Genomic DNA, 25238 nt, shown 5'->3' with positions numbered 1-25238 from the left:
CCAGGAAACCCTGATTCCGACGGCCGGGCGCCTGGTTCAGGCGGCGCGAGCCAGCGGGACAGGCAGGCTGTCGGGCACGGCCTGGGACGGCAGGTGGCGGCTCGCCCACCAGCGCAGCACGCGCGGCAGCTCGCACCAGTGCCACAGGCTGCCCTGGCCACGCAGGCCTTCGGCCGGCGGGTCGTCGAAGATGAACACCTCCAGGTCCGAGCGCCAGCGCGCCAGCTGACCCACCAGGGCGCGGCCGCCCGCGCGGTCCAGGCGCGCGTCAACGATCGCCAGCGCCGGCGGCTGCGCCAGCGCGAGGCGCAGGGCCTCCACCGGGTCGCTGGTCCAGCGCACCTGTCCGGGCACCGCCCAGCGGGCGACCTGCTCGCGCACGTCCTGCAGCGCCTGGCCGCGCGGGCAAAGCACCAGCACCAGCACCTGCAGGCTGCCGTGCCCGAGGCCGGGGGGTAGGGTGGGTGCCATGTCGATCTCCAGGTCCATGGCAAGGATGGTGCGCGCGCGGCCGCGCCGGCGCTGCGGGGAAATCTGGACGCGCGGGCAGCGGGGAACCCCGTGTCAGAGGTCGTCGGCGCTGATCAGGCCCTCGCGGATCGCCAGCCGCACCAGCGCGGGCAGGTCGCTCACGCCGAGCTTGGCCATGAGCCGGCTGCGGTAGCTCTCCACCGTCTTGGGCGACAGGTGCAGCTGCTCGCCGATGGCCGCGCTGGTGTGGCCCTGCACCACCAGCTGGATCACCTGGCGCTCGCGCACCGACAGCGCGGCCAGGGGGTTGTTGTCGTCCGCCTGCGTGAGCCCCTCCACGGCCAACTGCGCCACCGGCCCGCCCAGGTGCTTGCGGCCGGCGGCCACCGCCTCCACCGCCTCCAGCACCTCGCGCGCGGGCGAGCCCTTGAGCACGTAGCCGAAAGCGCCCAGGCGCATGGCCTCGGCCACGTGGCGCGGCTGGGCCGACATGGTGAGCATGACCACGCGCGACGGGGCCTTGCGCTGCACCAGCTGCTCCAGCAGCTCGAAGCCCGAGCGCAGGCCGAGGTGCAGGTCCAGCAGCACCACCGACGGCGCCAGGCGCACGATCTCGGCCAGGGCCGCCGTGGGGTCGGCGGACTCGCCCACCACGCGGTGGCCGGCGTCCTCCAGCACGGCCTTCAGTCCGTCACGCAGCATGGCGTGGTCGTCAACCAGGTAGATGTCGCTCATGAGGGGGGGTTCTCCGTTGTGGTCGTGTCGGCCGTGGCTCGATTCAGTTGTCGGTGTCCGGCAGTTCGCCGAACACGCTGCCGGGACGGGCGGTCCAGATCAGGGTGATCCGCGTGCCGCGCCCGCTGCGCGCGCGGGCGCTGAGCCGCGCGCCGATGGCCAGCGCGCGCTCGCGCATGCCCACCATGCCCAGGTGCCCGGGTCGCCCGAAGGCCAGTTCCTCGGGCAGGCCCACGCCGTCGTCGACGACGTCCAGCCGCAGGTGGGTGGCGTCGCCCTCCAGGCGCACCACGATGCGGCTGGCCTTCGCGTGCAGCAGCGCGTTGGCCACGGCCTCGCGCGCCACCATGAAGGCGGCGTACTCCACGTCGTCGGGCCAGCGCTGCGCGACCACGTCGCCCACGGTCTGCAGGTGCAGCGCCACCCCCTCTGCCTCGGCCGCGCGCTGGCGGATGTCGTTGTCCAGCGCGGCCGTCAGGCCCATGTCTTCCAGCATGGGCGGGCGCAGCCGCACCAGGGCCTGGCGCACCTCGGCGATGGCGTGGTCGATCTGGCGGCCCACCGTGTCCGAGCGCTCCTGCGCGCGCGGCGGCAGCAGCTCGCGGGTCATCTGCGCCAGCGAGTCGAAGGACAGGCGGATCGCGCCCAGGGTCTGGCCGAGCTGGTCGTGCAGGGTCTGGGCCAGCTCGCGCGTGGTGACCTGCTCCTGGTTCAGCAGGCGGTGCGTGAGCTCGGAGAGTTCGAGCTGGTACCGCGCCAGCGCCTGCTCGGCGCGCACGCGCTCGGTCACGTCGCGCAGGATGGCGGTGAGCAGCTTGTGGCCGCGCACCACGGCGTGCGAGATCGAGGCCTCGAGTTCGAGCTCGGCGCCGTCCGCGCGCAGGCCCTTGACACGGCCGAAGCCCATGGGCCGCGTGGTGACCCGCGAGTTGCCGAAGCGCTGCATCAGGGCCAGGTGCTCGCCCCGGTGCTCGGGCGGCAGCAGGCTGTCCAGCGGCTGGCCGATCATGGCCAGCGCCTCGCGGCCAAAAATGCGTTCGGCCGCCGGATTGAACATGGTGATGCGCCCGACCATGTCGACGCTGATGACGGCATCGCTGGCGGCGTTGATGATGGCGCCCAGCACCTCGCCTTGCTCGCGCAGGCGCATCTCGCTCAGGCGCTCGGCCGTCAGGTCGCGCACCTGGGCCAGCAGCCCGATGGGTTCGCCGTCGGCACCGAACACCTTGGTGAGCCGCCACTCGCCCCAGATGTCGCTGCCATCGCGGCGCAGCAGGTGGGTCTCGAAGGTCCAGGGCCCCTGGCCGGCGATCATCTGCGGGCGGATGGCCTGGCGCGCGCTGTTGGTCGGGTCCTTGTCGCGGAAGATCTCGTCGACGTGGCGGCCCTCGGTTTCGGCCGCGCTCCAGCCGAACATGCGCTCGGCCGCGTCGTTCCAGAACAGCACGCGAAAGTCCATGTCCACCAGGTACATGGGCGCGGGCAGGTGCTGCAGCACGGCCTGCAGGCGGCTGGCGTCGTGCAGCACCTGCGTCAGGGTCTGTTCGCTGCGCGAGCCGCCGCCGCCCTGCGCGGGCAGGCGTCGCATCTGCTCGGCGATGACGCGCAGCACCGTGCCGGGCGCGGCGTCCGCCTGCGGGCCCAGGCGCTCGGCCACCACGTCCAGCATTTGGTTGAACGGCCGGGCGAGCCGGCGCGACAGCCAGAAGCCGCCCAGACTGACCAGCAGCACCGTGCCGCCGCCCCAGACCAGCACGTAGCGCTCCAGCTCGCGCACCGGCGCCAGTGTCATGCCCAGGGGCTGCCAGGCCACCACCTGCCAGTCGGTCTTCACCGGCAGGGTGGCGCGGTCGATGCCGTGGCGCACCAGCAGGATGGCCTCGCCCTGCTCGTCCTCAAAGACCCGCGGCGTGCCCACGGGCGTGCCCAGCAGGTCCAGCCACTGCGTGGCCGACAACCCCGCGCGCTCGCCGAGCAGGCGCCGGCCGTCCTGGTCGGCCAGCTCCAGCTGCAGGCCGCGGCGGGCGTCCGTCGGGCCCAGCACATCCCGGCGCAGCGCGTCGTAGTAGGCGGCGTCGAGGTGGGCGGCCAGCACGCCGGCGGGCTGGCCGTCGGCGCCGTGATAGGGCATGGCGAGGTCGGCGAGTTCGGTGGGCACCGGCCGCTGGAGCGCCACCAGCGGCTCACGCAGCGACACGGGCGGGTGCAGGCTGCCGAACCAGGTGCCTTCACGGCCCTTGAGGTACACCGGCCGCTGCGCGATCGACACGCCCTCGAGCAGGCCATCGCTGGCGGCCAGCACCAGGCCTTCGCTGTCGGTGGCGCCGATCCACACGTACCCCCGGTGGCGCTGGCGCAGGCGGTCCATTTGCAGGCGCCAGCCCTGGGGCGACACCTGCTGGCTGGGCGTCAGCGTGAGCAGGTCGAGTTCGGCGGCGTGGCGCGCGAGCACGCGCGAGAGCCGGTCGGCATAGATGGCGGCGGTCTGCTCCACCCGCTGCTGGGCGCGCCGCTCGAGCTCGTCGCCCACCACCCGCTCCACCGACCACACCATGAGCGCGAGCAGCACCAGTGCCACCGCTGCGGGCAGCAGTGGCAACCAGAGTTGTACCGAGCGCTTGCGGTCTCCCGCCATGCCGGGGGCTTCCTCCTGGCCCGCTCCGCCAGCCTCCCTGACGGTCGTTCTATCGGGCGTGCGGCAACTCTACGTTACAGACGCCTCTGTGCACAGGGGAAATACAGCCATTCCCCTCGAAGACACCGGTGTCCGCCGGGTTTGAGCAACACCGCCCCCTGGCTGAGCGCCCGACCGGCCACGCCGGCCGCCGAACCGGCGGCCCCAGCCCCCATTTGCATAGCACGCCATCGGCGGCTAGAGTGCCCGCTCCGGGGGATACCCCCCGCAAGACCCGCACACGACGGGTGGGAGGCCACACCAACATGGAACACACGAGCAGCGAACGGGCGATCGCCGAAGGCCATGCCTTGTGGGACAACGCCCCCTGCGGCCTGCTCGCGCTGGACACCGGCCTGCGCGTGCTGGCCATCAACGACACCCTGCTCGACTGGCTGGGCCACGACCGCGCCGACGTGGACCGGCTGGCCAGCGGCGGCGACCTGGACTTTCCCACGCTCGCCCGCCTGCGCGACGAGGCCGACCTGCAGCAGCTGCGCGACCACCTGCACGAGCTGCGCGCCCAGGGCCGCGCGCTCCCGCTCACCCTGCGCCTGTTCGGCAAGGACGGCGCCTTTTTCTCCGTGGAACTGGTCTCGCTTGCGGTGCGCGATGCCAGCGGGCGCTTCCTGCGCTCGCACACCGCCGTGGTCGAGGTCACCGGCCGCGACCGCATCGAGCGCCAGATCGTCGCGCGGCTGCGCCTGCTGCAGGCCATCACCGACCGCACGCCCTCGCGCCTGGCCTACTACGACAAGGACCTGGTCTGCCGCTTCTGCAACGCCGCCTACGCGGCCGGCTACGGGCTCACCGCCGACGAGGTCATCGGCATCGACCTCAGCCGCGTGCTGTCGCCCGAGGTGCTGCCCGAGGTGCTGCCGCGCGTGGCCAAGGCGCTCAACGGCGAGTCGCTGAGCCACGAGGCCGAACGCCCCGACGCCGACGGCACGCCGCGCTACCACGAGGTGCACTACCTGCCCGACAGCCACGACGGCGAGGTGCACGGCTTCTTCATCGAGCTCATCGACATCACCGAGCGCCGCCGCACCGAGGACTTCGTCTTCAACGCCAACCTCGACCTCGAGGAGCGCGTGGCCCAGCGCAGCGCCGAGCTCTACGCCAGCGAGCAGCGCTTTCGCCTGATGTCGCACGCCATCCGCGACCACGCCATCTTCTTCCTCGACCCCGACGGCGGCGTGGCCGACTGGACCGACAGCGCCCAGCGCCTGCATGGTTTCGAGCGCGGCCAGATCCTGGGCCGCTCGCTGGACGCGCTGTTCGAGCCGCAGGACAAGGAACTCGCGGGCCTGGACGTGCAGGTGATGCTGGACGTCTGCCTGGAGGAAGGCCACGCCGAGCACGAGGGCTGGAGCCAGCGCCAGGACGGCACGCGCTTCTGGTCGCACGCCACGCTGACCGCGCTGCGCGACCCGCAAGGCCGGCTGCAAGGCCTGTCGGTCATCACGCACGACCTCAGCGAATCCAAGCGCCTGGCCGACGTGATGGCGCGGCTGAACGAGGAGCTGCAGCACCGCGTGACCGAGCGCACCCAGCAGCTGGACGCCGCCAACCGCGACCTCGACGCCTTCTCCTACACCGTGGCGCACGACCTGCGCGCGCCGCTGCGCCACATCGGCCAGTACGTCGCGCTCACGCAGGAGGGCCTGGATCCGGCGCAGCACCACGAGCTGCTGCAGTTCCAGACCGCCATCGGCACCGCCGCCAAGCGCATGGGCCAGATGATCGACGGCCTGCTGGAGTACGCGCGGCTGGGCCGCCTGAGCGTCGACCCCTCGCCGGTCTCGCTCACGCCGCTGATCCTGGGCATCGTGGGCCGGCTGCGCGCCGAGAACGCGCCGCGCGAGATCGACTGGGTGGTCGACCCCCAGTTGCCCGTGGTGGGCGGCGACGCCATCCTGCTGGCCGAGGTGTTCGGCCAACTGCTGGACAACGCCGCCAAGTTCACGCGCCGCGTGGCCCAGGCGCGCGTCGAGGTCGGCCAGCTGCCACCGGTGGGCGGGCTGCACACCCTGTTCGTGCGCGACAACGGCGTGGGCTTCGACCTGGCCAAGGCCAAGTCGCTGTTCGTGATGTTCCAGCGCCAGCACCACTCCATGGACTACGAGGGCATCGGCATGGGCCTGGCGCTGGCGCAGCGCATCGTGCTGCGGCACGAAGGCCGGCTGTGGTGCGACACCGCGCCTGGCCAGGGCTGCACCTTCTTCGTGGAGCTGCGCGCGCCGTCGACGGACCTGGAACTGCCCTGAGCGCCGGGCGCGGCGGGTCCGGCCCACATCGGCCTCAACCGAGGGAGCGAACGATGACGAACTACCTGATCTCTTTTCCCGCCGGCGCGATGAGCGTTCCCGCCGAGGAGATGGCGGCCGTGGGCGACGCCGCACGCGCGGTCATCCGCGAGGCGAAGGCCGCTGGCGTGTACGTGTTCGGCGGGGGCATCAATGGAGACGTCGCACCGCTCATGGTCGCCTCGGACCGCACGGTCACCCCCGGCACCTATCCGCAGACGAAGGGGTTCGACGGCGGCTTCTGCGTCCTGCGGCTGCCATCGCGCGACGCCGCCATCGTGTGGGCCGCCCGGATCGCCACCGCCTGCCGCTGTTCGCAGGAGCTGCGCGAGTTTGGGCACGACCCGGAGAGCTAGCCGAACCGGGGCACGCGGTGCCACTGCCGTGGCGGCCGGTGCTCAGGGCAGGCCGCAGCCCGCGTCATCGGCCTCGGTAGCGGCCAGCAACGCCAGCCACAGGGCGGGCTGGGCCGGACCGGCGCCCGGCCGGTTCAGGCCGTGGTCGGCACCGGGCCAGCGCCGAACGCACAGCCGCGCGGGTCGCGCCACCGCCTCGCGCCCGAAGCGCTCATAGGCCTCGGCGGGGATCAGTTCATCGGCGTCGCCCCACCACTGCCACACGGCCCAGACCGGGGCCGTGAGCGGCTCGAACAGGCGCCAGGCCAACAGGTCGCGCCAATGGCCCAGGCTGCGGCCGTGCACCAGGTCGTCGTCGGACCGCGCGCTGGCCGCGGCCGCGCGGATTTCCGCCCAGGCCTCGGGGCGGCCGATCCGCTGCGCCTGCAGCCGCAGGGTCTCGGCCGGGTCCAGCCCGCTGGCCGACAGCAACACCAGGCCACGCAGCGAGGTGCCCAAGGCCTGGCCCAGCGCGGGCAGCAGGTCGCCGCCTTCGGAGATGCCCACCAGCCAGGTGGGCCGTTCGGGCTCGCTCGCCCGCAGCGCTTGCAGCGCGGCCAGGGCGTCGGCCTGCCAACGCGTGGGCCGGTCGTCGCGCGCGAAGGCCTCGCCGCAGCCGTCGGGCGCGGTGCGCACCCAGGGGTTCGTGAGAGGTTTGTGCAGCACCCAGACCTGCGCGCGCTCCAGGCCCGCGAAGTAGGCCGGGGCGATGGGGCCCAGACCGGCGCAGCCCGAGCCCGGCACCACCACCACGCGCGGCGCGGCCGCGTCGGGGCTGGCCTCTCGCCGCAGCACGGGCACGCGGCGGCCCGGCGCCGATCCGGGCAGGTCCACGCGGCTCCAGGGCGCACGGAGCGCGGCGCTCGGCCCGTCGGGCGCGGCCAAGGCCGATGGCGCGGCCGCCGCCGCGCCCGCGCAGGCCAGCAGCAACGCGGCGGCCGTGCGCGGCAGGCCGCGCCAGGGCTTCGCGCGCAGGGAAACGCCGGGCACCACCGGCTCAGCGCAGGATCATCACCTCGGGCTGGGCCGGTGCCGCGCCGGCCGGCGCGTTCGCCGCCCCCGCCGGCGAGGCGCCGCGCAGGCGCGGCGCGAGCGCGCGGTCCAGCGAGAGCTGCTCGCCGATCTGCGCGAACACCTCGGCCGCAAGGCTTTGCGAGGTCTCGCGCATCACCTTGGCGCGGTTGGGTGGCATCACGTCACCGCGCGCCGACAGCAGCTTGGTGTCGTTGCCCGCGCCCTGGGCCGAGAACGCGGCCTTGATCTCGTAAGTCCGCGTGTCGATGAGCGAGAAGTCGGCCAGCAGGTCCAGGCCGTACTGGTGCGTGGCGCTGCTGGTGCCCTGCAGCGGCGAGAACGCGTCGCGGAACTCGATGCTGGAGAGCTGCCCGAACAGCACGTAGTCGGCGCCGGCGAATTCGCCCTTGCGGATGCGCGCGATGATGTCGTTCACGTCGGGCTGGCGCACCGGCTTGGCGATCTTGCCGGTCTTGACCTGCTGCAGGGCGCGCTCGGCCGCCGTGGGCTGCGGGTCGCCGGCGTCGAAGCCCTTGCCCTGCACCAGGCGAAAGGACGTGCCCTTGAGCAGGGCGCCGCGGATGTCGTTGCTGAAAGCGCGCAGCTCGCGGTGCTCCATGTAGGAATGCGTGCCGGCCACGTAGGTCATGCTGGCGCTGCCGCTCGCGCTGAGCGAGGTCGGCGTGGCCTTCATGGCGCTTTGCTGGCTGGCCGTGGCGGCCTCGAAGTACTCGGCCACGCGCTGGGTGTAGCCCAGGTCGGTGACCGCGATCCGCGGCGCGGCCTGCGCGAAGGCGGCGCCGGCGAACAGGGCGGTACCGGCCGCGAGCGTGGCGGCGAAGGCGCGGCGGGAAGGTTTGAGGGGGGTCATGGTGTGCCTCCGGATCAGCGCTTGCTGGTCTTGCGGATTTCCTTCTCGTCGGCCCATTCGAGCGAGCCCTCCTCGTTGTCGAACAGGTTGAGCGTGAACTTGTAGTACACGTCCTTGGTGGAGCTGTTCTGCTTCACGATGCTGGTCAATTCGCCCTCGAAGCGGTACTTGGCCGCCGTCATCTTGCCGAGCTTGGCCGTGGTGTTGGTCTTGTAGAGCCCGCTCTGGTTCTGGCGGTTGAGCTCGTCGACCTGGTTCTGCATCTCGTTGATGTTGGCGACGAAGCGCACCTTGCCCGACTTGGTCAGCGCGGTGCGGATCGAGTTCATCACGTTGGTGGTGTCGATGTACTCGCTGGTCTTGTTGCGCACGGTGGCGATGGTCACCGTGGGGCGGCCCTGCAGCACCTCGGTCTCGAGCAGGCTGCCGACCATGGACTCGGCGATCAGCTGCAGGTCGGAGGAGCCGAACTCATTGGTCACGAGCTCCACGGCCTTGGCGTCGCCGTAGTTGACCTGGCGGTCGAAGCGCACCACCGGCTGGCTGCGCTTGGTGGCGCAGCCGGCGAGCACGCCGACGAGCACCAGGGCAAGGAGGATTCGGGTTTTCATGGGAAGAAGGTCCGTTGGTCGTGAAAGGGGATCAGGGCGTCTCGAAGCTGAGTTCGAGCCGGAAGTCGGCCACGCTCAGGTGCGGGGCCGTGCCCTTGAGGGTCTGCTGCGCCTTGGCGAACAGGTTCAGCTGTTTCCAGGCGTCGCCGTCGCCGACCTGGTTGCCGTGCTGGTCCAGCCAGCGGTAGCGGTAGTACAGGGCCTGGTCCTTCTCGCCGCCGTTGCGCAGGTCGGACTGCACGGAGAGAAAGCCGCCCTTGCGCGCGACACGGATCTCGGGCACGGCCATGTCGGGCGCTTCGCCGCGCCAGGCCAGCTTGGCCGCCACGGCGGGCGACACCGAGGCCGGCACGGCGTCGGCGAGCGCCAGCGGCGCCGCCAGCAGACAGGCGCCGGCCAGCGAGGCCCGGGCGCACCAGTTCAGGATGGGGTTCATGCTTGGATGGGGTTGGGGTTCACAGGGCGGCGGCCGCGGCCTTGGCGGACGTCGTCGGGCGGGGCTTGCGGGCCGGCTTGGCCGCGGGTTTCACGGCCACGGGCTTGGCGGCCGGCGCCACGGCCGGCGTGGCCACCGCCTCCACCAGGGGCAGCTGGCCGAACTGGCCGACCGCGCCCGCCAGCGGGCGACCTTCGTACAGGCGCAGCGGCACCACGGCGTACTGGCCGTCCACGCGGGCCTTGCCGAAGCTCACGCCGTGCAAGCTGATGTCGTGCTCGCCGGGCGGCAGGTGCGCGCGCGCCAGGTAGACACGCCCGGGCAGCATGCGCCACATGCGGTCGTCGGCCTGTTCGGTGGCGGCCGACGCCACGATGCCGATCAGGCCGCCCAGCAGGCCGCCCTGCTTCTGCAGCTGGTCCTGCACCACGCCCTTGGCGATGGCGCGCGAGAAGCCGCGCATCACCATGCCCGGCATCTCGTCGCGCAGGGCGCGGCGCGCCATCACGTTGAGGTCGACCACCTTGCTCAGGGGCAGCGCGCGCTCGCCGACCTGCAGGCTCTCCAGCGGGGCGTCGCGCGAGGGATCGATCACCGGGTAGGAGATGCTCACCGTGCGGATGCTGGAGCCCACCGGCACCGGCAGCGTGAAGGCCTTGGGCACGCGCGCCGGGGCCACCCCGGCCTCGACGACGAACAGCACGTCGGTCATGCGCTGCTTGCGCTTCCAGGTGAAGCCGGTGCGCTCGTCCAGGCCGCGCAGGCCCTCTTCCAGCGCGGGCGCGCCCGGGCGCAGCTCGATGGCCTTGCGGTAGCCCGGCGCGGCCAGGCCCGGCTCGTTGAGCGATTCGTAGACGAAGCCCGCCAGGTAGTGGCTCAGCGCGTTCTGGTAGCCGTTCTGCAGCGCCAGCACCTCGGGGTCGTCCAGCAGTTCGACCGGGTAGCCGTTGATCTCGCGGCCTTGGGCCTGCACGCCGCGGCCCTTGGCCTCGTCGACCGTGCTCTGCGTTTCCTTGCTGCGGAACTCGGCGATCACGGCCTCGCGCTCGTGGGTGCGCTTGATGTCCACGCGCGCCTCGTCGATGCGGCCCTGGCCCAGCCGGTTGAGGGCGAGGCGGGTGGTGAGCCAGACCTTCTCATAGTCCTGGCCCTCGTACACCTTGAGGCGCTCGCTCACCAGCGCCGCGCCCACGGTGCCCATGAGCTTCTGCGGGTCGGTCTTGGCCGCCTGCTCCCATTCCTGCACCTTGGCGTCGGCGGCCAGGAAGGCCTCGGTGCTGGGCTCGATCTGGCCGTCCAGGCGCAGCAGCTCGCCCTTCTCCAGGTTGTAGAGCAGTTCCTTGCGCGCCTCGGGCGAGGCGTGGCGCTCGTCCAGGCGCGTCAGTGCGGTCTTGAAGTCCCCTTGTTGTCCTGCCGCCTGCATCTGCGTGGCGGTCTCGTGGTGGCTTTGCATGCTGGCGCAACCCGCCAGCCACACCGTGGCCAGCACCGCCAGCCAGGTCACCCCTCTTTTTGCTTTCATCTCACTCCTCCGATTGAGTTGGTCCTCTGGGCCCGCCCAATCTCGACAGATGTGAACAAAAGTTAAGGGGCGACCAACGGCAAGGCGTGGGAAAGTGCACAGGTGAGTGCACGGCCGACGCCGCGCGGTGGCTTCAGCGCGCCGAACGGGCGCGACGGCCGGGGGCAGCGGCGATGCGCTCGACCAGCCAGGCCAGGCCCGGGTCCTCGCCCGCGCGTCGGCTCATGGCGAGCTGGTGGCGAAACGGCTCCAGGGCAAACGGCAGGGCGCGCCGCACCAGGCCCCGGGCCGCGGCGTCCGGCGCCAGGTCGTCGGGCACCGTCAACAACAGCTCGCCGCGCGGCAGCAAGCCCAAGGCGGCGCCGAAGTGGGCGGCCACCAAGCGGATGTCGCGCGCATGCCCCAGGCGCGCCAGCGTCTGGTCGATGCCGCCGAAAGCGCCCGGCTGCACCAGCACCTGCAGGTGCTGGGCCGAGAGGTAGCGCGCCAACGTCAAGCGCCCGGTGGCCAGCGGGTGGCCGGCGCGCATCAGGCACACATAGGGCGACTCGCGCACCGTGCGCACGGCGATGGTGTCGTCGGCGCTGTTGAACACGCCCAGGGCCAGGTCCAGCGCGCCGGCGCGGATCATGTCGGCGGCGTTGCTGCGGCCCGCGTGCAGCAGCTGCAGGCGCACGCCGGGCGCGTCGCGCAGCAGGTCCTCGAGCACCGGCCCCAGCAGGGCCTGGGCCGCGTGATCCGAGCAGCCGAGGTGGAACTGGCGCTGCGACTGGCGCGGATCGAAGGCACTGGACAGCGAGAACACGCGCTGCGCGCGCGCCAGCAGGGCGCGCACCTCCGGGTGCAGGGCCACGGCCCGTGGCGTGGGCACCATGCCATGTCCCTGGCGCACCACGATGGGATCGCCGCAGGCCGCTCGCAGGCGCGACAGCGCGTGGCTGACCGCCGGCTGCGTGAGCGCCAGCCGCTCGGCCGCGCGCGTGACGCTGCGCTCGCTGAGCACGGCGTCGAACACCACCAGCAGGTTCAGGTCGAGGCGGCGGAAGTCCATGGACCATTATCAATCTGCTTCATGAATGGGGATGGAAACAAATCATTTGATGCCCACGGGACGCTTTCCTAGAGTGCGAAGCGGAACGCATGAACCCCTTGCATCCAAAACAACGACCGGAGACACGCCATGCCCTTTTCTTTCCACCCCGCCCGCTGGCTGGGCGCCGGCGGGCTCGCCCTGCTGGCCGCGCTGCTCGCGCCCGCCCACGCCCAGTCCCCCGCCTGGCCAGACCGTCCGCTGCGCATCGTCGTGCCCTTCGGCGCCGGTGGCAGCACCGACGCCCTGGCGCGCATCGTGGGCGAGAAGCTCTCGGCCGCGCTCAAGCAGCCGGTGGTGATCGACAACCGCGCGGGTGCGGCGGGCGCCATCGGCGCCCAGGCCGTGGCCAAGGCCGCGCCCGACGGCTACACCTTCCTGCTGGCCACCAGCAGCACGCACGCGGTGCTGCCGCACCTGCGCCCCCTGCCCTACGACGCCCAGCGCGACTTCGCGCCCATCGCGCGCCTGGCCACGGCGCCCAACGTGCTGGTGGTGAGCCCGGCGCTGAAGGTCGCCACGGTGGCGGAGTTCCTGCAGGCGGCGCGCGCGCGTTCGGGCACGCTGAACTACTCGTCCAGCGGCAATGGCTCGGTCACGCACCTCATCGGCGCCGACTTCGCGCAGCGCGCCAAGCTGCCCACCACGCACGTCCCATACAAGACCGGCATCCAGGCCCTGCCCGACCTGAACGGCGGCCAGATCGACTTCGCTTTCGACAGCATCGTGTGGACGCTGCCCCAGGCGCAGGCCGGCAAGGTGAAAGCCCTGGCCATCGGCAGCGCCCAGCGCTCGCCGCTGGCGCCGGACCTGCCCACGCTGCGCGAGGCCGGCTTCGAGGGCTTCGACGGCACCACCTGGTTCGCCCTAATGGGCCCCGCCGGGCTGGACCCCAAGGTGGTGAGCGAGCTCAACCGCCACGTCAACACCGTGCTGCGCGACCCCGACCTGCGCGCGCAGTTTCAGCGCCAGGGCGCCGAGCCCCTGGGCGGCAGCCCGCGCGAGCTGGAGCGGCTCGTTCAGGAGGACGGCCAGCGCTGGGCCGCGGTCATCAAGGCAGGCAACATCAAGATCGATCAGTGAGTCCCATGTCCCAAGACCCGACGGCGTCAGCGCCCCACCCCCACTTCCGCGAGCTCGTCGCCAGCGAGCGCCCGCTGGTGTTGCCCGGCGCGCACGACGCCATCTCCGCCCTGCTCATCCAGCAGGCCGGCTTCAAGGCCTATTTCATCGGCGGCTTTCCGGTGGTGGGCGCGCGCCACGGCCTGCCCGACATCGGCTTGGCGACGCTGGGCGAGCTCAGCGCGGCCTACCGCGACATCATGGCCGTGTCCGACCTGCCCGTGCTGGTGGACGTGGACAACGGCTACGGCGACGTGAAGAACGTGGTGCACGCGGTGCACACCTATGAACGGATGGGCGCGCAAGCCCTGTTCTTCGAGGACCAGGTCTCGCCCAAGCGCTGCGGCCACATCAAGGGCAAGGAACTGCTGCCCTGCGAGGAGATGGAGCGGCGCATCCGCGCCGCGGCCGAGCAGCGGCGCGACCCGCGCACCTTCATCATCGCGCGCACCGACGCGCGCGAGGTGGTCGGCATGGACGAGGCGCTGCGGCGCGGCGAACGCTACGCGCGCGCGGGCGCCGACGGCCTCTTCATCGAGGCGCCCGAATCGGTGGCCGAGCTGGAGCAGGTGGGCCGCGCGCTCCAGGGCGTGCCGCTGATGGCCAACATGCTGGAAGGCGGGCGCACGCCCATCCTCAAGCCCGCCGAGCTGGAGGACCTGGGCTTTCGCATCGTCATCTACGGCATCTCGCTGCTGATGCGTTCGGTGAAGACCATGATGGCCAGCCTGGAGGACCTGCGCAGCGGCGAGCTGCGCCTGGTGGGCTCCGGCGTGGGCTTCGAGGACTACAAGCGCATCGTGGGCTTCGATCGCTGGGCCGCGCTGGAGCGCCGCTACGGCGGCTGATCAGCCCGCCAGCCGCGCGCGCACCTCGTCCGCGCGCGGGATCGGCGCCACCGCGCCATAGCCTTGCGTGGACAAGGCGGCCACCGCCGCCGCGTAGCGGCCGGCTTCCAGCAGGCCGTCGCCGGCCAGGCGGCGCGCGACGAAGGCGCCGCCGAAGGCATCGCCCGCGCCGGTGGCGTCCACCGGCTGGCAGGGAAAAGGCTCGATGCGGTGGCGCTCATTCGCGTCCGCCACCAGCGCGCCCTTCTCGCCGAGCTTGAGCGCCACCACCTTCGCGCCCAGGCGCAGGCAGTGGTCCACCAGGGCGTCGGGCTCGCTCAGGCCGGTGATGGCCACCACATCGTCGTAGCTGGGCAGGCAAATGTCGCAGCGCGCGATCACGTCGCTCATGACGGCGCGCGCGCGGTCCACCGGCCATAGCTTCAGGCGCAGGTTGGTGTCGAAGGACACCAGCGTGCCGGCCTCGCGCGCCATGGCCATGGCCGCGTAGGCGGTGTCGCAGGCCGTCGGCGAGATGGCCAGCGAGATGCCCGAGAGGTGCAGCACCCTCGCGGCGGCGATGCGCTCGCGCGGCAGCTGCGCCGCCGTGTAGCGGCTCGCGGCCGAGCCGGTGCGAAAGAAGCTGAAGTGGTGGCCGCGCTCGTCGTGCGTGACGAAATAGATCGCGGTGAAGGCCTCGGGATCGGCCCGCACGCTCGCGTGGTCCACGCCCTCCTCGTCCCACAGGCGGCGCAGCATCGCGCCGTACGGGTCGTCGCCGAGCGCGCCGAGGTAGCCCACGCGCGCGCCCTGGCGGGCGGCGGCCACGGCGAAGTTGGAGGTGTCGCCGCCAAAGCCCTGCAGGTACAGGCGGCCCTGGCCCTCGCCGGTCTGGTTGAACTCGACCATGGCCTCGCCCAAGGCGAGGATGTCGAGTGCTTCTCCCGCCACGACTGCTCCCTTCGCCATCTCAGATCCGGCCGTACTTCGCCAGGCCCTTGCGCAGCGACTTCTCCGCGATGATGAGCTTGGCCTGCTCCAGCTCGCGCTCGTCGATCTCGCGCGCCACCTTCAGCACCTCTTCGGCCTGGGCGCGCGGCACCACCACCACGCCGTCCACGTCGCCCACCAGGATGTCGCCCGGGTGCACCAGGACGTCGCCCACGCGCACCGGCACCTGAGAGGCCACCGTGCGGTAGCGGCCCAGCGTGGTGCCGGGGCTCACGTCGCGCGCATAAACCGGGAAGCCGTAGTCGCGGCGGATCTCGGTGAGGTCGCGCACGCCGCCGTCCAGCACGGCGCCCACGTGGCCATTGGCCACGGCGCCCGCGGTCATCAGGCCGCCCCACACCGCCACGTCGGGCTCGCCGCCCTCGATGCTGATGACGATGACGCTGCCCGCCGGGGCCTCGTCGATCAGGTCCAGCGCATGCTGCGGCGGCACGAATTCGTCGGTGGCCGCCTCCAGCACGGTGGCGGCGGGGCCGCAGATGCGCTTGTCGTTGATGCGCGGCTTGATGCAGGCGGCCATGTAGCCGCGCTTGCCGCAGACCTTGTCCACCGCGTCGGCCACGGAGGCCACGGCAACCTGGTTGAATCCGTCGATCAGTTCTTTCATGTCCTGCTTTCTTGCAATGTTTGCTGGTGTCGTTGGTGGTGTCGTTGGTGGCCTCACCACCGGTTGAGCCAATTCAGGGGCGCCTCGCCGCGCAGCACGCGCGCGGCCTCTTCGGCTGTCTTGCGCTGCAGGTCGCGCATCGCTTCCTCGCTGTACCAGCCCATGTGGTTGCTCACCACCACGTTGTCCAGGCTGAACAGCTTGTGGATGCCGGGCGGCTCCTGCTCGAACACGTCGAGCCCGGCGCCCAGGATGCGGCGCGCGGCCAGGGCCTCGTGCAGCGCATCGGTGTGCACCAGGCCGCCGCGCGCGGTGTTCACCAGGATGGCCGTCGGCCGCATGCGCGCGATGCGCTCGGCGTTGATCAGGTGCCGCGTCTGCTCGTTCAGCGGCGCGTGCAGCGAGATCACGTCGGACTCGGCGCACAGGGTGTCGATGTCGGCGCGCTCCACGCCATCGGGCAGCTCGGCGCGCGGGTCGTTCACCAGCACGCGGGCAAAGCCGAAGCCGGCGAACTTCTCCAGCGTCATGCGCGCGATGCGGCCAAAGCCCACCAGGCCCAGGGTGCGCCCGCGCAGGCGGAACATGGGCTGCAGCACGCCCGTGGACCAGCGGCCCTCGCGCACCTCGCGGTCGTGCAGCCACAGGCGGCGCGACACCGCCAGGGCCAGGGCCACGGCCTGCGAGCTCACCTCGTCGGTGCCGTAGTCGGGCACGTTGGCCACCGCGATGCGGCGTTCGCTGGCCGCCACCTGGTCGATGTTGTCCACGCCGATGCCGTAGCGAACGATGGCCTTGCATTTCGCCAGGCCCTGGATCACCTCGCGTGGCAGCGGCGACTCGCGCACCAGCACCACGTCGGCCTCGCGCGCGGCGTCCAGCGCGCGCTTCGGGTCGCGCCGGCAGGGGCGGACCTCGAAACGCGCCCCCTCGGCGCCCAGCAGGGCCTCTTCCTGGTCGTAGCTCGCGTACCCGTCGTCGATGGCGACGACGAGCCGCTCGAGCCCGCCTCCCTGGTTCAGTCCATTCACTTGCGGGTTGCCTCCACGGCCTTGAACAGCGCATCGACGTAGTTCTTGCCGATCTCACCCTCGGCCCACTGGCGCACCGGCGGCTGGGCCAGCTTGCGGAACTCGGCGATCTGCGCGGCGGTGGGTTCATAGACCTGCATGCCCACGCCTTCGAGGATCTTCTTGGCGTTCTTGTCCTGCTCGGCGGTCATCTTGCGGTGGATGGCCATCGCCTTCTTCACACCCTCGTCCACGGCCTTGCGCTCGACGTCGGTGAGCCGGGTGTAGAAGCGGTCGTTGACGAGGTAGCCGTGCACCGACCACACGTGGCCGTCCAGCGTGGCGTACTTCTGGTGCTGGTACAGGCTGGCGGCCAGGATGTTGGTCACACCGTTTTCCTGGCCGTCCACCACCTTCTGCTGCAGCGCGGTGGGCAGCTCGCCCCAGGGGATGGCCGAGGCCGAGGCGCCCAGCGACTCGACCAGGGCCTTGAACACCGGCGAGGGCTGGATGCGGATCTTCATGCCCTTCATGTCGGCCGGCGTCTGGATCGGGCGCAGGCTGTTGGTGAAGTGGCGCACGCCGTTGTCGGCGAAGCCCAGCGCGCGGATGCCGGTCTTCTTGACCATGTCGTCCGAGAAGCCCTTGAGCCACTCGGAGTCGTACACGCGCCAGGCGTGCTCATGGTTGTCGTACAGGAAGGGAATGCCCAGAACGCCGATGGGCTTGTGCACGGTGCCGATGGCGCCGTCGTGCGCCACGGCCATCTCCAGCGTGCCCAGGCGAAGCGCTTCCATGGTGGGCTGGTCCTTGCCGAACTGGCCGGCCGGGAAGATCTCGACCTTGATCGAGCCGTTGGTGGCTTTCTCCACGTGCTCCTTGAAGGCCAGGGCCGCCACGTGCTTGGGCTGGTCGTCCTTGGCGGGCTGGAAGTGCGCGTACTTCAGCGTCTTCTGCGCGTGCGCGGCCAGGGGCAGCGCGAGGGCCAGGCCCATCACGGCGACGAGGGTCTTGAACTTCATGGCGGGTGTCTCCTTGTGGTTGGGGAACGGAAGAGCAGGGGCTCAGCGCGCGTAGCCGAACAGGCCGGGCACGAAGGTGCTGAGCGAGGGGATGAGCACCACCGCCAGCAGCACCACCAGCAGGGCGGCGAGCAGCGGCAGGATGGCGCGCGTGAGCTCTTCGAGCCGCAGGCGCGCGACCGAGCTCATGACGAACAGCACCCCGCCCACGGGTGGCGTGGCCAGGCCGATGGTGAGGTTGAGCACGATGGCCATGGCGAAGTGCAGCGGGTGGATGCCGAACTGGTCCGACAGCGGCGCCAGTACGGGCACCAGGATGATCACGGCCGGCAGGGTGTCGATGAACAGGCCGCAGATCAGCACGAAGACCATCACGATCAGCATGATGGCCACCGGGTCAGTGGTCATGCCGCCGATGGCCGCGCCGATGGCCTGCGGGATCTGCAGCAGCGTGAGCAGCCAGGCGAACAGCGAGGCCATGGACACGATGATGAGCGCCGCCGAGGTGACCAGGCCGCTTTGCAGCAGCACGCGGCAGATCAGGCGCGCGTTGAGCGTGCGCGTGACGAACAGGCCGATGAAGAGCGCGTAGAACACCGCCACGGCCGAGGCCTCGGTGGGTGTGAACAGGCCGGTGAGGATGCCCGCGATGATGATGGCCGGCATCAGCAGCACCGGCGTGGCCCTCCACAGCGCGCGCAGGCGAACGCCCCAGCCGGGCGCCGTGCCCACCGTGCCATAGCCCCGCTTGACCGAGAGGTAGTGGTTCATGGCCATCAGCGCCAGGCCCATCAGCAGGCCCGGCACCACGCCGGCCAGGAACAGGCCGGCCACGGTGACGCGGCTATCGGTCAGCGCGTAAATCACCATCACGATGGACGGCGGAATGATGGGGCCGATGACCGAGGTGGCCGCCGACAGTGCCGCGGAGTAGGCCTTGTCGTAGCCGCTCTTGGCCATCATGCGGGTCTCGATCGCGCCCGGGCCGGCCGCGTCGGCCAGGGCCGATCCGCTGATGCCCGCGAACATCACCGAGGTGACCACGTTCACATGCCCCATGCCGCCGCGCACGTGGCCCACCATGGCGCCGGCGAAGCGCAGCAGCGCGGTGGTGATGCCGCTGGCCGTCATCAGGTCGGCCGCCAGGATGAAGAAGGGCACGGCCATCAGCGGGAAGCTGTTGATGCCGTCGAAGAAGCGCTGCGGCACCGACAGCAGCGAGAGGTTGCCGTCGATGGCCAGGGCCAGCAGGCCCGCGCCGCCCATGGCCAGGGCGATGGGCACGCCGATGGCCAGGCCGACCATGAAGACGATGAAGAGGACCGCGCTCATTCGGCAACCTCCGCGCGGTGCATTGCGTTGCGAGCCCCTTCGGGCGGCCGTGCGGGGCTCATGCGTGCGCCTCCTCGGCGTGGTCGTCGCCGATCTCTTCCACCTGCACGAAGTCGCGCGCGATGAACTGGCGCCAGAACAGCAGCAGGTGCAGCAGCATGGCCGCCGCGCCCAGCGGAATGCCCAGGTAGGGCAGGCCGGCGGGCAGGCCCATGGCCGGTGTTTCCTGGTTCCAGGTGAACTCGGCGATCTGCACGCCCAGCACCAACAGGGTCAGCAGAAACAGCGCCATGGCCAGGGCGATGAACCAGCGGAGGGCGTGGCGCAGGCGCGCGGGCAGCACGTCCTGCAGCATGTCCACGGCCACGTGGCGGCCTTCGCGCAGCGCCAGGCCGGCACCCAGGTAGGCGACCCAGATCATCTGGATCTGGGTGAACTCCTCGACCCAGAAGATGGACTGGTTGAACACGTAGCGCATGACCACGTTGGCGAACACGAGGATCGCCATCGAGGCCATGAGCAGCACGATAAGGGCCTGGTTGAGGCGCACGAAACCGTGCTCCAGGCGGCCCGCGAGCGAGGGGCGGGCCGGTGATTCGCTGAACGCCATGGGTGCGCTGTCTCCGGTGGTTCGACTCAGGGTTTTGCCGCAATCGTATCTGATATCTCAGATATAGGATTTGGGGAAAGCCCTTACACTGCCCACCCACGATCCGAAACCACCATGACCCGACAACTCGAGCTTGAACGCCCTCGCCTGCTCACCGACGTGGTGGGCGAGCGCATTCGCGAGGCCATCGTCACCGGCGACCTGAAGCTGGGCGAGCAGGTGTCGGAGGCGCAGTTGGCGGCCCTGATGGGCGTGAGCAAGACGCCGGTGCGCGAGGCGTTGGTGCGCCTGCAGTCGCAGGGCCTGGTGCAGGTGCACCCGCAGCGCGGCACCTTCGTCTTTCGGCTCACGCCCGAACAGGTGGGCCAGCTCTGCCGCTTCCGCGCGCTGGTGGAGACTGAGGCCCTGCGCGAGGCCATGGCGGCCAACCGCGCCGCGCTGCTCAAGGGCATGAAGCAGTGCGTGAAGGAGATGAAGGCGGCCGAGGCCGCGCGCGACCTGCCCGCGCTGGCGCGCATCGACATGGCGTTCCACTGGCAGCTCTTCGAGCACTGCCCCAGTCCCTACGTGCGCGCCGGCTACGAGGTGCTGCGCTCACAGCTCACCGCGCTGCGGCACCGCTCGCCCATCGACAACGCGGTCAGCAGCCACCAGGTGCTGGTGGACGCCGTGGGCGACGGCGACGTGGACGCGGCCGGCGCGCTGCTGCGAGAGCACGTGCTGGACAACGAGCCGCGCTACCGGGCGGCCTGCGGCGGGGCTTGAGCGCCCCCGGCCACGGGCGCTCAGACCTCGTGCCCGATCACCTCGAAGAACGCCCGCACCATGCGCGTGTCGCGCCGCTCGGCCAGGCATGCCACGTGCGCGTAGGTGCGCACCTGCGCGTCGCTGATGCGCACCGCGTGCAGGCCCGGGCCGGGCACGAACTCCACGTCGGACACCGCGGCCACGCCCACGCCCTGGGCCACGGCCTCGCGAATGATTTCGCGGCTGGCCACCTCCATCACCACTTCGGGCTGCACGCGCGCGGCGCGCAGCGCGGATTCGATGGCCTTGCGCGTGGTCGAGCCCTCCTCGCGCAGGATCAGTTTCTCGCCCTGCAGCTCGGCGGTGCGGATGCTGCGCCGGCGCGCGAAGGGGTGGGCCGCGTTGCAGAAGATCACCACCGGGTGCTCGCTGTAGGGCACCGAGACGAAGCGCTTGTCGAGCGAGACCTGCGCCAGCACCCCCACGTCGGCGCTGTAGTCGGCCAGCCGGTCCAGCACCTCCTGTGAGTTGCCCGTGGCGACCGAGATCTTCACGCCCGGGTAGCGCTGGTTGAAGGCCACCAGCATCCGGGTGGCGTGCGAGGGCCCCACCGCGGCCACGCGCAGATGGCCCGAGCGCAGCTCGCCGGTTTCGCGCAGCAGCTGCACCGCCTCGGCCTCCAGGTCGAACATCTGGCGCGACAGCTGCAGCAGCCGTTCGCCGATCTCGGTGGGCCGCACGCGCCGGCCCGAGCGGTGGAACAGCTCCACCTTGTAGAGCGCTTCCAGCTGGCCCACCTGCGTGGTGACGGTGGGCTGGCTCACGTGCAGCCGTTCGGCCGCGCGCGTGAAGCTGCCCGTGGTGGCCACCGCGTGGAAGGAGCGCAGCTGTGTCAGTCGCATGGAAGGGCCTCCGTGTTATCCCTGCTCAACTATAGATTCTCTCAATACATCGGTGTAAAAACTTGAATTGGATGAATGTCGTCCTCGCACCGACAGTGCGACACAGCGTCACGGATCGGACATGTGACGCCCAAAAACTGACGGACAGCTTCAAGTACCGCAACCGGAGACACCCCATGCCGCTTTCCCGCCGTTCCCTTCTTGCCAGTGCGCCGGCCCTGCTCGGCGCGCCCCTGCTCGGCCTGTCGCCGAGCGCCCGCGCCAATGGCGTGCTCACCGTCGGGCTGATCCCGTCGGAGGACTCGCGCGCCATGATCGCCAACAGCCAGGCCATGATGGACATGCTGTCCAAGGCCTTGGGCATGCCGGTCAAGCCCTTCGTGGCGGCCGACTACAACGGCGTCATCGAGGCGCTGCGCTCCAAGCGGCTCGACGTCGCCTACCTCGGCCCCTTCTCGTATGTGCTGGGCACCACGGTGGCCGACATCGAGGCCTTCGCCGTGGCCGAGACCAAGAAGGCCGGGCGCACCTTCTACCACTCGCTGGTCGTCGCGCGCAAAGACAGCGGCATCCAGACCGTGGCCGACCTCAAGGGCAAGACCTTCGCCTTCGTGGACCCCAGCTCCACCTCGGGCCACCTGTTCCCGAAAGCCGGCCTGATCAAGGCCGGCTTCAACCCCGACAAGGACTTCGGCCGCGTCATCTTCTCGGGCTCGCACGATTCGAACGCGGTCGCGGTGCAGAACGGCAAGGTCGACGCGGTGGCCATCGCCGACCGCATCCTCGACGCCGCCATCAACAAGGGCCTGGCCAAGCGCGAGGACCTGGTGACGGTGTGGAAGTCCGACCCCATCCCCGAGTCGCCCACGGTCTGGCGCAAGGACCTCGACCCCGAGCTGAAGAAGCGCGTGCAGGCCGCCTTCCTGCAGGTCAAGAACATCCCCTGGTCCGACCAGGGCGAGCTCAACGGCTTTCACCCCACCAACGACGCGGCCTACAACATCATCCGGGACACGGCCAAGGCCCTCAACCTCGACCTGAGGAAGATGAAGTGATCAAGATCCGCGGCCTGACCAAGCGCTACGGCGACTTCGACGCCCTCAAGGGCATCGACCTCGACGTGGCCCCCGGCGAGTTCCTCGTCGTGCTCGGCCCCTCGGGCGCCGGCAAATCCACCCTGCTGCGTTGCATCAACCGCCTGTGCGAACCCACGCAGGGCGACATCCACGTCGACGGCCAGCGGGTCACCGCCGAGCGCGCCAGCCTGCGCCGCGCGCGGCGCCAGGTGGCGATGATCTTCCAGCACTACAACGTGGTGCCGCGCCTGTCGGTGCTCAAGAACGTGCTCACCGGCCGGCTCGGCGCCATGCCCTCGGTGGCCTCGTGGCTGCAGCTTTTCCCGCGCCGCGACATCGAGATCGCCCGCGAGTGCCTGCGCCGCGTGGAGCTCGAAGAGAAGGCCGAGCTGCGCACCGACACCCTGTCGGGCGGGCAGAAGCAGCGCGTGGGCATCGCGCGCGCCCTGGCCCAGCAGCCCAAGATCATCCTGGCCGACGAGCCGGTCGCCAGCCTGGACCCCAAGACCTCGCGCACGGTGCTGCAGTACCTCAAGCAGGCCAGCCGCGAGCTGGGCATCTCGGTGGTGTGCAACCTGCACCAGATCGAATACGCGCGCGAGTTCGGCGAGCGCATCGTGGGCGTGTCGGCCGGCCGCATCGTGTTCGAAGGCGGGCCCGACCAGCTCACCGACGAGGTGCTGCACCGCATCTACCCGGGCCTGGACGACGGCAGCGCGAAAGCCGCCAGTCCCGCGCGCGCCGCCCAGGCCGCGCCGCGGCCCAATCTGGCCCTGGAGGAGGCGTGATGAACATCGGTTCCTACTCCCTGCTCGTCGCACGCCCCACCGGTTCGGCCGGCTGGTGGCCGCGCCTGGGCCTCGGCGCGCTGGCGCTGGTGACGCTCTGGTGGGCCGCGCGCGGCGCCCAGGTCAGCTTCGGCGAACTCGGCAAGGGCCTGCCCTGGATCGGCGACTTCCTGGCGCGCATGGTGCCGCCCAACTGGGCCTTCCTCGACAAGCTCTGGGTGCCCGCCATCGAGACCGTGCAGATCGCCCTGTGGGGCACGCTGCTCGCGGTCGTCATGGCCGTGCCGGTGTGCTTCTTCGCGGCGCGCAACCTCACGCCCAACCTGGCGGTGTTCCATTTCACGCGCCAGGTGTTCAACGTCACGCGCGGCATCAACGAGATCATCCTCGCGCTGGTGTTCGTGGCGGCGGTGGGCCTGGGGCCCTTCCCCGGCGTGCTGGCCCTGGCCGTGCACGGCGCGGGCATGCTGGGCAAGTTCTTCTCCGAGTCGATCGAGGAGATCGACCAGGGCCCCATCGAGGCCCTGCGCGCCACTGGCGCGGGCCCGGTGCAGACCGTCATCTTCGGCGTCATCCCGCAGGTCATCACCGCGTGGATCGCCGTCGTTCTCTACCGCTTCGAGACCAACCTGCGCCAGGCCACGGTGCTGGGCATGGTGGGCGCGGGCGGCATCGGCTTCGAGCTGGTCGGCAGCATGAAGCTCTTTCAATACCAGGACACCGCCACCTGCATCGTGGTGATCATCGTGATGGTGATGGCGGCCGACTACGTGTCCACCAGGCTGCGCGCCTGGATCCAGAAGGGAGCGCGTTGATGGACGCCCGCGTCGATTCGGTGACGGTGAATGGCCGTCGGTATGCCCGGCCGCTGCAGCCGGTGGTGGTGGTCTGCGTGGACGGCTGCGAGCCCGACTACGTGACCCAGGCCATCCAGGCCGGCGTGGCGCCCTACCTCAAGCGCATGGTCGAGAAGGGCGCGTCGGTGGTCGGGGACTGCGTGGTGCCCAGCTTCACCAACCCCAACAACGTGTCCATCGTGACCGGCGTGCCGCCCTCGGTGCACGGCATCTGCGGCAACTACTTCTACGACGTGGACAGTGGCCGCGAGGTCATGATGAACGACCCGGCCTGGCTGCGCGTGCCCACGCTGCTGGCGGCCTTCGCCGACAGCGGCGCCAAGGTGGCCGCGGTCACCGCCAAGGACAAGCTGCGCACGCTGCTGGGCCACGGCCTGCAAGGCATTTGCTTCTCGGCCGAGAAGGCCGACAAGGCCACGGTGGCCGAGTGCGGCATCGACGGCGTGCTGGACCTCGTGGGCAAGCCCGTGCCCTCGGTCTACAGCGCCGAGCTCAGCGAGTTCGTCTTCGCCGCCGGTGTGCGCCTGCTGGAGACGCGGCCGCTGGACCTGATGTACCTGTCGACCACCGACTACGTGCAGCACAAGTGCGCGCCCGGCACACCCGAGGCCAACGCCTTCTACCGGATGATGGACGGCTACCTGGCCAGGCTCGACGCCCTGGGCGCGGTGATCGGCCTCACCGCCGACCACGGCATGAGCGCCAAGACCGATGCCGCCGGCCGCCCGCGCGTGCTCTACCTGCAGCAGGTGCTCGACGGCCTGCTCGGCGAAGGCCAGGCGCGCGTGATCCTCCCCATCACCGACCCTTACGTGGTGCACCACGGCGCGCTGGGCTCCTACGCCACCGTGCACCTGCCCGGCGCCGAGGCCATCGCACGCGCGCGCGCCGCCATCGAGGCCCTGCCGGGCATCGAGGTGGTGCTCAGCCGCGAGCAGGCCGCCAGCCGCTTCGAGCTGCCGCCTGAGCGCATCGGCGACCTGGTCATCGTGAGCGACCACCTCACGGTGCTGGGCACCAGCGAGCACAAGCACGACCTCTCCGGCCTCACGGTGCCGCTGCGCTCGCACGGCGGCATCTCCGAACAGAAGGTGCCGCTGCTGTTCAACCGCCCGCTGCAGGGTGTGCCCGCCACCCGCCGGCTGCGCAACTTCGACGTCTTCGACCTCGCGCTCAACCACGTGGCCGTCAACCGCTAGAGG

25 protein-coding genes are annotated in these 25238 nt (G+C 70.9%); 9 read left to right on the top strand and 16 right to left on the bottom strand.

What is annotated here, in order from left to right; all coding sequences use genetic code 11:
• Positions 1-36: 36 nt before the first annotated feature.
• The 3 genes from BHU06_RS23120 to BHU06_RS11710 all read right to left on the bottom strand — a co-directional run bounded on the left by BHU06_RS23120 (position 37) and on the right by BHU06_RS11710 (position 3841).
• Positions 37-471, bottom strand: coding sequence for a hypothetical protein (locus BHU06_RS23120; protein WP_175442840.1), 435 nt, complete (start codon positions 469-471; stop codon positions 37-39).
• 93 nt (positions 472-564) lie between these two features.
• A complete protein-coding gene (locus BHU06_RS11715) occupies positions 565-1206 on the bottom strand; it encodes a response regulator transcription factor (RefSeq protein ID WP_070399368.1) in 642 nt (213 codons plus the stop codon).
• Between the two features lie 43 nt (positions 1207-1249).
• Positions 1250-3841 carry a PAS domain S-box protein gene (locus tag BHU06_RS11710; protein ID WP_070399367.1) on the bottom strand — a complete coding sequence of 864 codons (2592 nt, stop codon included), beginning with the start codon at positions 3839-3841 and terminating at the stop codon, positions 1250-1252.
• A gap of 305 nt (positions 3842-4146) precedes the next feature.
• Here BHU06_RS11710 and BHU06_RS11705 point away from each other — a divergent pair, with 305 nt between their 5' ends.
• Positions 4147-6147 carry a PAS domain-containing protein gene (locus tag BHU06_RS11705; protein ID WP_070399366.1) on the top strand — a complete coding sequence of 667 codons (2001 nt, stop codon included), beginning with the start codon at positions 4147-4149 and terminating at the stop codon, positions 6145-6147.
• A gap of 53 nt (positions 6148-6200) precedes the next feature.
• Positions 6201-6542, top strand: a complete 342-nt coding sequence (locus BHU06_RS11700; protein ID WP_070399365.1) for a YciI family protein — start codon at positions 6201-6203, stop codon at positions 6540-6542.
• A 42-nt stretch (positions 6543-6584) separates the two neighbouring features.
• On the opposite strand, the gene BHU06_RS11695 is transcribed toward BHU06_RS11700, so the two are convergent.
• The 6 genes from BHU06_RS11695 to BHU06_RS11670 form a co-directional block, all read right to left on the bottom strand.
• A complete protein-coding gene (locus BHU06_RS11695) occupies positions 6585-7571 on the bottom strand; it encodes an alpha/beta hydrolase (RefSeq protein ID WP_139147052.1) in 987 nt (328 codons plus the stop codon).
• Positions 7572-7578: 7 nt separating this feature from the next.
• On the bottom strand, positions 7579-8466 hold the full coding sequence (locus BHU06_RS11690; RefSeq protein WP_070399363.1) for a hypothetical protein: 888 nt from the start codon (positions 8464-8466) through the stop codon (positions 7579-7581).
• Positions 8467-8480: 14 nt separating this feature from the next.
• Positions 8481-9077, bottom strand: a complete 597-nt coding sequence (gene lpoB, locus BHU06_RS11685; protein WP_070399362.1) for a penicillin-binding protein activator LpoB — start codon at positions 9075-9077, stop codon at positions 8481-8483.
• A gap of 31 nt (positions 9078-9108) precedes the next feature.
• Positions 9109-9513: a YcfL family protein gene (locus BHU06_RS11680; RefSeq protein WP_070399361.1), complete on the bottom strand. Its 405-nt coding sequence runs from the start codon at positions 9511-9513 to the stop codon at positions 9109-9111.
• A 19-nt stretch (positions 9514-9532) separates the two neighbouring features.
• Entirely contained in the window at positions 9533-11035 is a 1503-nt protein-coding gene (locus tag BHU06_RS11675; RefSeq protein WP_070399360.1) for a COG3014 family protein, read from the bottom strand.
• Between the two features lie 133 nt (positions 11036-11168).
• A complete protein-coding gene (locus BHU06_RS11670) occupies positions 11169-12086 on the bottom strand; it encodes a LysR family transcriptional regulator (protein ID WP_070399359.1) in 918 nt (305 codons plus the stop codon).
• A 129-nt stretch (positions 12087-12215) separates the two neighbouring features.
• Between BHU06_RS11670 and BHU06_RS11665 the strand changes: the two genes are divergently transcribed.
• Positions 12216-13208 (top strand): tripartite tricarboxylate transporter substrate binding protein, encoded by a 993-nt coding sequence (locus BHU06_RS11665; RefSeq protein ID WP_070399358.1) that lies wholly within the window; start codon positions 12216-12218, stop codon positions 13206-13208.
• A gap of 5 nt (positions 13209-13213) precedes the next feature.
• The gene (locus BHU06_RS11660) at positions 13214-14095 is read left to right on the top strand and encodes an oxaloacetate decarboxylase (RefSeq protein WP_070399357.1); all 882 of its coding nucleotides are present in this window, start codon (positions 13214-13216) and stop codon (positions 14093-14095) included.
• Here BHU06_RS11660 and BHU06_RS11655 read toward each other — a convergent pair whose 3' ends face one another.
• From BHU06_RS11655 to BHU06_RS11630, 6 genes are read right to left on the bottom strand one after another with little or no spacing between them, the layout of a single operon-like run.
• Positions 14096-15043, bottom strand: a complete 948-nt coding sequence (locus tag BHU06_RS11655; RefSeq protein WP_070399356.1) for a sugar kinase — start codon at positions 15041-15043, stop codon at positions 14096-14098. It abuts the gene before it with no gap.
• A 1-nt stretch (position 15044) separates the two neighbouring features.
• Positions 15045-15692: an RraA family protein gene (locus BHU06_RS11650; protein WP_070399355.1), complete on the bottom strand. Its 648-nt coding sequence runs from the start codon at positions 15690-15692 to the stop codon at positions 15045-15047.
• Positions 15693-15745: 53 nt separating this feature from the next.
• Positions 15746-16723, bottom strand: coding sequence for a C-terminal binding protein (locus BHU06_RS11645; RefSeq protein ID WP_239478189.1), 978 nt, complete (start codon positions 16721-16723; stop codon positions 15746-15748).
• Positions 16720-17724: a DctP family TRAP transporter solute-binding subunit gene (locus BHU06_RS11640; RefSeq protein ID WP_070399354.1), complete on the bottom strand. Its 1005-nt coding sequence runs from the start codon at positions 17722-17724 to the stop codon at positions 16720-16722. The genes BHU06_RS11645 and BHU06_RS11640 overlap by 4 nt, the downstream gene beginning before the upstream one ends.
• Before the next feature lie 42 nt (positions 17725-17766).
• Positions 17767-19056: a TRAP transporter large permease gene (locus tag BHU06_RS11635; protein ID WP_070399353.1), complete on the bottom strand. Its 1290-nt coding sequence runs from the start codon at positions 19054-19056 to the stop codon at positions 17767-17769.
• Between the two features lie 58 nt (positions 19057-19114).
• Positions 19115-19666, bottom strand: coding sequence for a TRAP transporter small permease (locus tag BHU06_RS11630; RefSeq protein WP_070399352.1), 552 nt, complete (start codon positions 19664-19666; stop codon positions 19115-19117).
• A gap of 114 nt (positions 19667-19780) precedes the next feature.
• Here BHU06_RS11630 and BHU06_RS11625 point away from each other — a divergent pair, with 114 nt between their 5' ends.
• Complete coding sequence (locus BHU06_RS11625; protein WP_070399351.1) at positions 19781-20431, top strand: GntR family transcriptional regulator; 651 nt, start codon at positions 19781-19783, stop codon at positions 20429-20431.
• Positions 20432-20451: 20 nt separating this feature from the next.
• Here BHU06_RS11625 and BHU06_RS11620 read toward each other — a convergent pair whose 3' ends face one another.
• The gene (locus BHU06_RS11620) at positions 20452-21315 is read right to left on the bottom strand and encodes a LysR substrate-binding domain-containing protein (RefSeq protein ID WP_070399350.1); all 864 of its coding nucleotides are present in this window, start codon (positions 21313-21315) and stop codon (positions 20452-20454) included.
• Positions 21316-21491: 176 nt separating this feature from the next.
• On the opposite strand from BHU06_RS11620, the gene phnD reads away from it, so the two are divergent.
• Genes phnD through phnA form a run of 4 tightly spaced genes read left to right on the top strand, consistent with a single transcriptional unit; the run spans position 21492 to position 25235 of the window.
• The gene (gene phnD / locus BHU06_RS11615) at positions 21492-22370 is read left to right on the top strand and encodes a phosphonate ABC transporter substrate-binding protein (RefSeq protein ID WP_070399349.1); all 879 of its coding nucleotides are present in this window, start codon (positions 21492-21494) and stop codon (positions 22368-22370) included.
• Positions 22367-23179: a phosphonate ABC transporter ATP-binding protein gene (gene phnC, locus BHU06_RS11610; RefSeq protein WP_070399348.1), complete on the top strand. Its 813-nt coding sequence runs from the start codon at positions 22367-22369 to the stop codon at positions 23177-23179. Before phnD ends, phnC begins: the two co-directional genes overlap by 4 nt.
• Positions 23179-23994 (top strand): phosphonate ABC transporter, permease protein PhnE, encoded by an 816-nt coding sequence (gene phnE, locus BHU06_RS11605; protein WP_070399347.1) that lies wholly within the window; start codon positions 23179-23181, stop codon positions 23992-23994. Before phnC ends, phnE begins: the two co-directional genes overlap by 1 nt.
• Entirely contained in the window at positions 23994-25235 is a 1242-nt protein-coding gene (gene phnA, locus BHU06_RS11600; RefSeq protein WP_070399346.1) for a phosphonoacetate hydrolase, read from the top strand. Before phnE ends, phnA begins: the two co-directional genes overlap by 1 nt.
• Positions 25236-25238: the final 3 nt, after the last annotated feature.

Origin of the sequence: Hydrogenophaga sp. PML113 (genome assembly GCF_001777155.1) — a bacterium.
GTDB classification, from domain to species: domain Bacteria; phylum Pseudomonadota; class Gammaproteobacteria; order Burkholderiales; family Burkholderiaceae_C; genus Hydrogenophaga; species Hydrogenophaga borbori.
Note: the sequence above shows the minus strand (reverse complement) of the source record. Positions and strands in the feature narration are given on the sequence as shown.

Bases quoted from the DNA above. Each gene is read 5' to 3' on its own strand.
- phnE (WP_070399347.1), top strand. From the start codon at position 23,179: ATGAACATCGGTTCCTACTCCCTGCTCGTCGCACGCCCCACCGGTTCG.
- BHU06_RS11675 (WP_070399360.1), bottom strand. From the start codon at position 11,035: ATGAAAGCAAAAAGAGGGGTGACCTGGCTGGCGGTGCTGGCCACGGTG.
- BHU06_RS11715 (WP_070399368.1), bottom strand. From the start codon at position 1,206: ATGAGCGACATCTACCTGGTTGACGACCACGCCATGCTGCGTGACGGA.
- BHU06_RS11670 (WP_070399359.1), bottom strand. From the start codon at position 12,086: ATGGACTTCCGCCGCCTCGACCTGAACCTGCTGGTGGTGTTCGACGCC.
- BHU06_RS11635 (WP_070399353.1), bottom strand. From the start codon at position 19,056: ATGAGCGCGGTCCTCTTCATCGTCTTCATGGTCGGCCTGGCCATCGGC.
- phnA (WP_070399346.1), top strand. From the start codon at position 23,994: ATGGACGCCCGCGTCGATTCGGTGACGGTGAATGGCCGTCGGTATGCC.
- BHU06_RS23120 (WP_175442840.1), bottom strand. From the start codon at position 471: ATGGCACCCACCCTACCCCCCGGCCTCGGGCACGGCAGCCTGCAGGTG.
- phnD (WP_070399349.1), top strand. From the start codon at position 21,492: ATGCCGCTTTCCCGCCGTTCCCTTCTTGCCAGTGCGCCGGCCCTGCTC.
- BHU06_RS11665 (WP_070399358.1), top strand. From the start codon at position 12,216: ATGCCCTTTTCTTTCCACCCCGCCCGCTGGCTGGGCGCCGGCGGGCTC.
- BHU06_RS11625 (WP_070399351.1), top strand. From the start codon at position 19,781: ATGACCCGACAACTCGAGCTTGAACGCCCTCGCCTGCTCACCGACGTG.
- BHU06_RS11650 (WP_070399355.1), bottom strand. From the start codon at position 15,692: ATGAAAGAACTGATCGACGGATTCAACCAGGTTGCCGTGGCCTCCGTG.
- lpoB (WP_070399362.1), bottom strand. From the start codon at position 9,077: ATGAAAACCCGAATCCTCCTTGCCCTGGTGCTCGTCGGCGTGCTCGCC.
- BHU06_RS11620 (WP_070399350.1), bottom strand. From the start codon at position 21,315: ATGCGACTGACACAGCTGCGCTCCTTCCACGCGGTGGCCACCACGGGC.
- BHU06_RS11660 (WP_070399357.1), top strand. From the start codon at position 13,214: ATGTCCCAAGACCCGACGGCGTCAGCGCCCCACCCCCACTTCCGCGAG.
- BHU06_RS11680 (WP_070399361.1), bottom strand. From the start codon at position 9,513: ATGAACCCCATCCTGAACTGGTGCGCCCGGGCCTCGCTGGCCGGCGCC.
- BHU06_RS11705 (WP_070399366.1), top strand. From the start codon at position 4,147: ATGGAACACACGAGCAGCGAACGGGCGATCGCCGAAGGCCATGCCTTG.
- BHU06_RS11630 (WP_070399352.1), bottom strand. From the start codon at position 19,666: ATGGCGTTCAGCGAATCACCGGCCCGCCCCTCGCTCGCGGGCCGCCTG.
- BHU06_RS11700 (WP_070399365.1), top strand. From the start codon at position 6,201: ATGACGAACTACCTGATCTCTTTTCCCGCCGGCGCGATGAGCGTTCCC.
- BHU06_RS11640 (WP_070399354.1), bottom strand. From the start codon at position 17,724: ATGAAGTTCAAGACCCTCGTCGCCGTGATGGGCCTGGCCCTCGCGCTG.
- BHU06_RS11655 (WP_070399356.1), bottom strand. From the start codon at position 15,043: ATGGCGAAGGGAGCAGTCGTGGCGGGAGAAGCACTCGACATCCTCGCC.
- BHU06_RS11710 (WP_070399367.1), bottom strand. From the start codon at position 3,841: ATGGCGGGAGACCGCAAGCGCTCGGTACAACTCTGGTTGCCACTGCTG.
- BHU06_RS11690 (WP_070399363.1), bottom strand. From the start codon at position 8,466: ATGACCCCCCTCAAACCTTCCCGCCGCGCCTTCGCCGCCACGCTCGCG.